The organism is Phenylobacterium sp., from assembly GCF_036263695.1.
GTDB lineage: Bacteria > Pseudomonadota > Alphaproteobacteria > Caulobacterales > Caulobacteraceae > Phenylobacterium.
In genome coordinates this window covers 1-7,661 of record NZ_DATAGM010000049.1, presented here as the reverse complement: position 1 = coordinate 7,661, position 7,661 = coordinate 1, and the positions used below count along the sequence as shown (strand labels likewise).

Genomic DNA, 7,661 nt, shown 5'->3' with positions numbered 1-7,661 from the left:
GCCTTGAAGGCGTCATCTGACACGCAAAAAGGGGCGAGGCCCTGCGGCCCCGCCCCTCGACAGTCATCGCTCTTGAGCGGCGGCTTAGGCGGCCTTTTCCTGGGCCGTCTCGCCTTCGATCAGCGTCGGCTGTTCGGGCCGGCTGGTGCTGATCTGGATCGTCCGCGGCTTCAGCGCTTCGGGCAACTCGCGGCGCAGCGAGATCGACAGCAGGCCGTCGGCCAGGTTGGCGTCGGTCACCACCACATAGTCGGCGAGCTGGAACCGGCGCTCGAAGTTGCGCTCGGCCAGGCCGCGGTGGAGGAACCGCCGCTGGTCGTCGTTGGCGGCCTTGCGGCCCTGAACGGTCAGGAGGTTTTCCTTGACCTCGATGTTCAGTTCCTCAGGGCGGAAACCGGCGACCGCGATCTCGATCCGGTACTCGTTCTCGCCGGTGCGCTCGATGTTGTAGGGCGGATAGCCGGTCGCAGCATCCGCCGCGGCGGTCTCGAGCAGGTTGGCGAGGCGGTCGAAGCCGACCACCGAGCGATAGAGGGGAGAAAAGTCGAGGGTGCGCATCAGGTCACATCCTTCTTCATAAGCAAGGTTGCGTTCACCGGGCTTGAGACGAGCCGCATCGGCCTCGTCAGCGCCCGAGAAGGCCCGGACATCCAGCGCCTTCGTGGGCTTAGGTGGGTAGGCCTTCGCGCATTTCAAGGGGGGAAAGGCCAATGAAAACAGCTGCCCCGCCGGAACAAAGGGAAAGTGCCTCGCCACCCGCGCCGCAACGAAATATCACTGCAAAGCCGCGCCGGAATGGTCGCGAAGTAGAACCGGGAGAGGCCCAGAATGTCCCTACGTACGCTCGCCGCCGCCGCGTTGGCCGCCGCCCTGGCCGCCTCGGCCGCGCCTGCCCTGGCCGACGATACGCTGAAGGCGGCGATCGCCGGTCCCCAGCGGTCGGAAGAGCACAAGGCCCGCGACGCGGCCCGCCACCCCTACGAAACCCTGACCTTCTGGGGCGTGAAGCCGAAGCAGACGGTGATCGAGGTCTCGCCCGGCTCCGGCTACTGGACCGAGATCCTGGCGCCCTACGCCAAGGCCACGGGCGGGACCTATGTCGCCACCGCGGCTGACCTCGCCAACCCCGAGTTGCCCGAGGCGGCCAAGAAGGCGCGCGCCGCCTTCGAGGCCAAGTACGCGGACGAGGCCAAGTTCGGGAAGGTCCAGTACGCCGGCTTCGGCGCCAAGTCCGGCCCGCTGGGCCCGGCGGGCTCGGCCGACGTGGTCATCACCGCCCGCAACATCCACAACTGGATGTGGCAGCCGGGCATGCTCGACAAGGCGATGAAGGACTTTTACGCGGTCCTGAAGCCCGGCGGCGTCCTGGCCGTCGAGGAGCACCGGTCCGATCCGCGGCCGCAGGCGGCCGACGCCCGCGACGGCTATGTTTCGGTCGCCAATGTCGTCGCGGCGGCCGAGAAGGCGGGCTTCAAGCTGGACGCCCAGTCCGAGGTCAACGCCAACGTCAAGGACACCAAGGATCATCCCTTCGGCGTCTGGACCCTGCCGCCCAACCGGCGCACCGCGCCGGCCGGCCAGCCGGCGAACCCCGATTTTGACCGGGCCAAGTGGGATGCGATCGGCGAGAGCGACCGTATGACGCTGCGGTTCAGGAAGCCTGGCTGATGACCCCGCTCCGCCCGGGCGCTAGGTCCGGGCGGGGGCGCTGAACATCAGGAGACGCCATGCGACGTCCTGTGACGCCGGCCGGCCTGTCCCGGCGCAGCCTCGTGCTTTTCGGAACGGCGGCCCTGGCCGCCTGCGGCCGTCCCGCCGAAGAGCCCAAGACGGCGCCGGAGAAGGCGCCTGCGCCGAAGGCCGGCGGCATGACCCTGGCCGAGGCGGTCGCCGGCGGCTGGCGCAGCGCCCAGGACAAGGTCCGCGACCCGGCTCGGCATCCGCGCGAGACGCTGGAGTTCTTCGGCCTCAAGCCGGGGATGACCGTCGTCGAGTTCTGGCCCGGCGCGGGCTGGTACACCGACATCCTGGCCCCCTTCGTGGCCGCCACCGAGGGCAAGCTCTACGCCGCCAACCTGCAGCCCACGGACGAGGCGTCCCGCGAGGTGGTGAACGCCTTCCGGCGCAAGCTGGAGGCCGACCCCGACCTCTACGGCGAGGTCGAGGTGACCGCCTTCGGGCCGACCAGCGGACCGGTGGCCCCGGCGGGCTCGGCGGACATGGCCCTCTTCCTGCGCAATCTGCACAACTGGATGGCTGCGGGCGTCGCGGAGAAGGCGTTCCGCGACGCCTTCCAGGCTCTGAAGCCCGGCGGAATCCTCGGCGTCGAGGAGCACCGGGCCAACGCCGGCGGCGTCCAGGACCCGCTGGCCGCGGACGGCTATGTCCAGCAGGACTACGTCGTCCAACTGGCCCGGGAGGCCGGCTTCGTCCTGCAGGCCGCCAGCGAGATCAACGCCAACCCGAAGGACACCAAGGACCATCCCTTCGGCGTCTGGACCCTGCCGCCCGTGCGCCGCACATCGCCCAGGGGCCAGCCGGACGATCCCGCGTTCGACCGCAGCAAGTACGACGCCATCGGCGAGAGCGACCGGATGACCCTGCGGTTCGTCAAGCCGGCGTAGGAAAACAGCGCTGACGCTTCGGTTAGGGCGGGTTATGCGTGCTGTCGTAACCGCTTAGGGAATCCACATGCCGACGCTCGAGGAGCTTACCGACCGCCTGAAGACCGCCATGGCGCAGGGCGAGGGGCTGGGACACAGCGTGAAGCTGAACCTGAAGGACGCCGGCGTCATCCACGTGGACGGCGCCTCGGTGACCAACGAGGACCGGCCCGCCGACCTCACCGTCACCATCAGCCTGAAGGACCTGGAGGCGCTGGGTAAGCGCAAGCTCGACCCGATGGCCGCGATGATGACCGGCCGCATGAAGCTGTCCAACATGGGCCTCGCCATGCAGCTGCAGCCCAAAATCCAGGCGCTGTTCTCAAAGCTCGCCTGAGGAGGCCGCCATGGCCGAGCCGGCCCCTTTGCTCGAGACCCCCGAGAACCCGGCCCCCCCGGGCGGGACCGGCGAATGGTTCGCCGGCGCCGGCGGGGCGCGCATGCGCGCGGCCCTGTTCAGACCCAAGGGCGCCCCCCGCGGCTCGGTGGTGCTGAGCGGCGGGCGCACCGAGGTCATCGAGAAATACTACGAGACCATCGGCGAGCTGCTGGAGCGGGGCTTCGTCGTGCTGGCTCACGACTGGCGGGGGCAGGGGCTCTCCGAACGGCTGCTGCCAGATCGGCTGAAGGGCCACGCGGCCGGCTACGAGGATTTCCTGACGGACTTCGACTGCCTGCTGACCGCCTACGCCGCGCGCCTACCGAAGCCGTGGATCGCGGTGGGCCACTCCATGGGCGGCTGCCTCACCCTGCTGGCGCTCGCCAAGGGCCAGTCCGAGAAGTTCGCGGGCGCGGTGCTCTCCGCGCCGATGCTGGCGCTGACCACCAAGCCCGCCCCGCGGTTGCTGGTGGATCTGCTGCTCGGCCGGCGGGTCCGCATCAACCGGCTGGAGGACTATGTCGGCGGACCCGGCGATCCGTTCGAGAACGACTTCGGCAGAAACCGGGTGAGCCACGATCCCTCCCGCTACGCCCGCAACTGCGCGCTCATCAAGGCCCACCCCGACCTGGCGCTGGGGCCGGTGACCTGGGGCTGGCTGGACTTCGCCTTCAAGGCGACAGGCTTCCTGCAGAAGCCGGCCAACCTGAAGGGCGTCACAATCCCGGTGACCATCTGCCAGGCGGGCGAAGAGAAGGTGATCGACAACCGGGGCCAGGACATCGTGGCTCGCGCCCTGCCGAAAGGCCGGCTGGTCCGCGTCGAAGGCGCCTACCACGAGATCCTGCAGGAGACCGATCCCCGCCGCGCCGTCTTCTGGCGCGAGTTCGACGCGCTGGCGGACCAGCTGGCGCCGGCGGCGCTGGCGGCGGCGGGCTGAGCTATTTGGCGCTGCGCTTGAGCGCCACCAGCGCTTCGTCCAGGCAGCGACGGTCGCCGGCGATGGCGACCTGGCCGCCGTCGTTGCCCAAAGGGGCGCCGCGCCAGTCGGTCACCAGACCGCCGGCTCCGGCGATCAGCGGGATGGCGCAGTCGATGTCCCAGGACTTCAGCCCCGCCTCCACCACTAGGTCCATCGTCCCGGCCGCCACCATGGCGTAAGCGTAGGCGTCGCAGCCGAGGCGGGCGAGACGGGCTGCGGCGCGCACCTGGCGCCACGCGCCCAGCTCGGCGCCGTCGAAACAGCCTTCCGGGTCGGTGGTGGCGATGATGGCGTCGTTGAGGTTCGGGCACGCACGGACCCGCAGCGGCGAGGTCCCGTCGGGGCCGATGCGGCGAGCGCCGCCTGCGTGGCCCAGGAACACCTCGCCCAGGAAGGGCTGGCCGATGGAGCCCAGCACCGGCCGGCCCTGGAAGCGCAGCCCGATGAGAGTGGTCCAGAGCGGTAGGCCGGCGATGAAGGCTCTCGTGCCGTCCACCGGGTCCAGCACCCAGACCCACTCGGCGTCCGGCCGGTCCTCGCCCCACTCCTCGCCGATCACCCCGTGCTCCGGGTAGCGCTCGGCGATCAGCTTGCGGATCGCCGCCTCGCCGCCCTTATCAGCCTCGGTGACCGGGTCGAACCCCTTGGCGCCGCCCTTGTCCACCAGGCCGTGGTCGGCGCGGAAAAGCGGCAGGATGACCTCGGACGAGGCGCGGTTCAGCTCCAGCAGGAAGGCTTCGAGCTCGGCGAGCTGGTCGGACGCAGGGGCGGGGGCGGCGGGCATGGGCCCGCTTTACCCCGCCGCTGCAGCGGCGTCAGCGGCCTTCGGCGTCCCCGTGCAGCGACTTGGCCAGGTCCAGGAGCCGGCGGCGCGGGCGCTCATCGAGCTGATAGTAGGCGCGGATCAGGTCGAGGGTCTCCTTGCGGGACAGCACCTCGCCGCTGTCCTCGGCGATCTTCGCCTCGGCCGCATTGCGCTCCTGTTCCGACAGGCCGTCGTAGAAGTAGGCCACCGGCACCTGCAGCGCCTCGGACAGCTGCCACAGCCGGGCCGCCGAGATGCGGTTGGCGCCACATTCGTACTTCTGGATCTGCTGGAAGCGCACGCCGCAGGCGCCCGCCAGCTGCTGCTGGGTCAGGCCCAGCAGGCGCCGGCGCCGGCGCAACCGCTTGCCCAGGTGGATGTCGATCTCGCTACCCATGTTCTTCGGACGCATAGCCGTTTACTTCCCTGCCCTCGTCCCAAACCGGGACGGTCCGGGCTTTCGGCGGCAAGTCGCGCGCCACGCGAACGCCGGTTCGCGTTGCGCGGCGCATCGGGCGGCGCCACGTAAGGGGCGATGGCCGAACCACGCCCCTCCCTTGCCCAGCACCTTCTCTGGCGGCTTGAGGCCCTCGCCTTCGACATCTTCGTGGGGCTGATCCGGCTCCTGCCGATCGACGTGGTGTCCGATTTCGGCGGCTGGCTGGTGAAGACCATCGGCCCGCTGACCGGGACCCAGCGGGTCGTCGAGCGGAATATCGCGCTGGTCTTCCCCGACATGGCGCCGGACGAGAAGGCGCGGCTGATCGCCGACCAGTGGGAGAGCCTGGGGCGGTTCTTCTTCGAGCACCCGATCCTCGACCGGATCATCCGCGAGCCGTCGCGGGTCGAGGTGGTGAACGCCGGGCGGTTGGCCGAGATTGCGCAGGGCGCGGGCCCGGTGGTGTTCATCTCCGGCCACTTCTCCAACATGGAGGTGATGAGCGCGGTGATCGTGAACTCCGGCGCCAAGTGCCAGATCACCTACCGCGCGGCGAATAACCCCTATATCGAGCAGCGCTTCCGCAAGAGCCGCTTCCGCTACGGGGTGCGGGACTTCGCGCCCAAGGGCGAGGAGGGCGCGCGCGACATCCTGAAAGGCCTGGCGAGGGGTGAGTCCGTCGCCCTGATGAACGACCAGAAGTACAACGGCGGCGTCGCCGCGCCCTTCTTCGGCCACCTGGCCCACACCGCGCCCGGGCCGTCCAAATTCGCGCTGAGGTTTGGCGCGCCGCTGCAGCCGATGAGCGTTCAGCGCATCCGCAAGGCCCGGTTCCGGGTGGTGGTGCACGAGCCGATCCATCTGGCCGAGACCGGCGACCGGGCCGCCGACCTCGAGGCCGCGGTCCGCCAGGTCAACGCCTTCATGGAAGCCCGGGTCCTGGAGCGGCCCCACGAATGGTGGTGGGTCCACAAGCGCTGGCCGAACGAGGTGTACAAGAAGCGCGCGGACAAGCAGGCTGGCGAACCCATCTCCGCTCACCCCGGCGAAAACCGGGGCCGAGGCTGAATCTCCGCCTCCAGGCCGTCTCGGTCGCGGCTTTCGCCGGGATGGGCGGGACTACTTCTCGTTCAGCTGCTTCCACCGCTGCAGGGCTTCGGCCGGCCCGGCGTAGGCTTCCTGGGTGGCGGGGTTCCAGTAGCGGAGGGCGTCCAGCGGGATCTTCACGCCGCTGACGGCGCAGACCACGTAGCGGCCCGGCTTGAGCACGACGAACTCGCCGTCGCCGTAGTGGACGGTGGCGATGTCGCCGGCGGAGAGCTCGCGGTCGTGGGCGTTCATGGAGCGCTATTTAGTCCTTCGGCGCGTCTCAGAACAGGTCACCCTGCGTGGCCGGCGCGGCGGGCGCCTTTGGACGTGCGGCGCGGGCCGGCTTGAGTTCGGGCGCGGCCCCGTCCACGACGGCGTGTCGGACGTTCTCCTTGTCCTGGAAGACCAGGCTGACTGCATCGCCGGCCGACAGCTGGGCGCCGGTGGTCACCAGCGACCCGTCCGGCCGGTGGACGCGGGCGAAGCCGAGCCGCAGCGGCCGGTCCGGGTTTAGCGACACCCGCAGCTTCTCCAAGCTTGCCAGTCGCTCGGAGGCGCGATCGATCAGACGCGTATAGGCGCCGTCGAGACGACTTCCGAGAGCTCGCACCTGGTCAGCTTGCACCCGCTGCGGACGCTCCAGATGTTGGCTCTGCAGTCGAGCTGCGACAGCGCTGAAGCGCTCGCTTTCCTGCGCCACTCGACGCGCGGCCGCAGGAGACAACCGTCGCGCGACGACTTCGAGCCGATCCGCTTGAACTCGCTGAGGCCGCTCGAGAAGGTGGGGCGACAGCCTTGAAGTGACGCGAACCAGCTGACGTTCGTGAGCGTCCTGGTTCTTCTGTAAAGCCGCTGCTAGCCGTCCCGAGGCGAGGTTGAAGCGCTGAGCGGCCATCTCCCAGGTGTCGCCGACCCTGCGGAGCGTGCGATCCGCCGCCAGTATTCTGGACCGGCGGTCCTCCACCACCCGCCCGCCGCAGCGATGCATCCGAGCGGAGAGATCGCTTACCGCCGCCCGGAGCTCGGCCAGCACCGGGGTGACCATCTCGGCCGCCGCTGTCGGGGTCGGCGCCCGCCGGTCGGACACGAAGTCGATCAAGGTGGTGTCGGTCTCGTGGCCCACCGCCGAGATCAGCGGGATGGTGCAGGCCGCGACGGTGCGGGCCAGCTGCTCATCGTTGAACGGCCACAGGTCCTCCACCGAGCCGCCGCCGCGGGCGACAATCAGCACGTCGGGCCGGGGGATCGCGCCCTCGCCGCCGTGGGCGCAGAAGCCGTTGATCGCCGCGCAGACCTGGGCGGCG

At 69.9% G+C, this 7,661-nt stretch carries 10 protein-coding genes; 5 read left to right on the top strand and 5 right to left on the bottom strand.

Annotated features, from left to right (window positions below; genetic code table 11):
• Positions 1-84: 84 nt before the first annotated feature.
• Positions 85-558, bottom strand: coding sequence for an Hsp20 family protein (locus tag VHK87_RS01875; RefSeq protein WP_329633198.1), 474 nt, complete (start codon positions 556-558; stop codon positions 85-87).
• Positions 559-828: 270 nt separating this feature from the next.
• Between VHK87_RS01875 and VHK87_RS01870 the strand changes: the two genes are divergently transcribed.
• The 4 genes from VHK87_RS01870 to VHK87_RS01855 all read left to right on the top strand — a co-directional run bounded on the left by VHK87_RS01870 (position 829) and on the right by VHK87_RS01855 (position 3,982).
• A complete protein-coding gene (locus VHK87_RS01870; RefSeq protein WP_329633197.1) occupies positions 829-1,668 on the top strand; it encodes a class I SAM-dependent methyltransferase in 840 nt (279 codons plus the stop codon).
• Positions 1,669-1,727: 59 nt separating this feature from the next.
• A complete protein-coding gene (locus VHK87_RS01865) occupies positions 1,728-2,624 on the top strand; it encodes a methyltransferase (RefSeq protein ID WP_329633196.1) in 897 nt (298 codons plus the stop codon).
• Positions 2,625-2,691: 67 nt separating this feature from the next.
• Positions 2,692-3,000 carry an SCP2 sterol-binding domain-containing protein gene (locus VHK87_RS01860; protein WP_329633195.1) on the top strand — a complete coding sequence of 103 codons (309 nt, stop codon included), beginning with the start codon at positions 2,692-2,694 and terminating at the stop codon, positions 2,998-3,000.
• A gap of 10 nt (positions 3,001-3,010) precedes the next feature.
• On the top strand, positions 3,011-3,982 hold the full coding sequence (locus VHK87_RS01855) for an alpha/beta hydrolase (RefSeq protein ID WP_329633194.1): 972 nt from the start codon (positions 3,011-3,013) through the stop codon (positions 3,980-3,982).
• A 1-nt stretch (position 3,983) separates the two neighbouring features.
• On the opposite strand, the gene hisN is transcribed toward VHK87_RS01855, so the two are convergent.
• Together hisN and VHK87_RS01845 are read right to left on the bottom strand one after the other, a co-directional pair.
• The gene (hisN, locus tag VHK87_RS01850) at positions 3,984-4,808 is read right to left on the bottom strand and encodes a histidinol-phosphatase (RefSeq protein ID WP_329633193.1); all 825 of its coding nucleotides are present in this window, start codon (positions 4,806-4,808) and stop codon (positions 3,984-3,986) included.
• 31 nt (positions 4,809-4,839) lie between these two features.
• Positions 4,840-5,241 carry a helix-turn-helix transcriptional regulator gene (locus VHK87_RS01845; protein ID WP_329633192.1) on the bottom strand — a complete coding sequence of 134 codons (402 nt, stop codon included), beginning with the start codon at positions 5,239-5,241 and terminating at the stop codon, positions 4,840-4,842.
• Between the two features lie 123 nt (positions 5,242-5,364).
• Between VHK87_RS01845 and VHK87_RS01840 the strand changes: the two genes are divergently transcribed.
• On the top strand, positions 5,365-6,336 hold the full coding sequence (locus VHK87_RS01840) for a lysophospholipid acyltransferase family protein (RefSeq protein WP_329633191.1): 972 nt from the start codon (positions 5,365-5,367) through the stop codon (positions 6,334-6,336).
• Between the two features lie 51 nt (positions 6,337-6,387).
• Here the strand turns inward: VHK87_RS01840 and VHK87_RS01835 are convergent, their stop codons facing one another.
• Together VHK87_RS01835 and VHK87_RS01830 are read right to left on the bottom strand one after the other, a co-directional pair.
• Entirely contained in the window at positions 6,388-6,609 is a 222-nt protein-coding gene (locus VHK87_RS01835) for a DUF2093 domain-containing protein (RefSeq protein WP_329633190.1), read from the bottom strand.
• A 28-nt stretch (positions 6,610-6,637) separates the two neighbouring features.
• A partial coding sequence (locus VHK87_RS01830) for an exodeoxyribonuclease VII large subunit (protein WP_329633189.1) occupies positions 6,638-7,661 on the bottom strand: 1,024 nt, incomplete at its 5' end.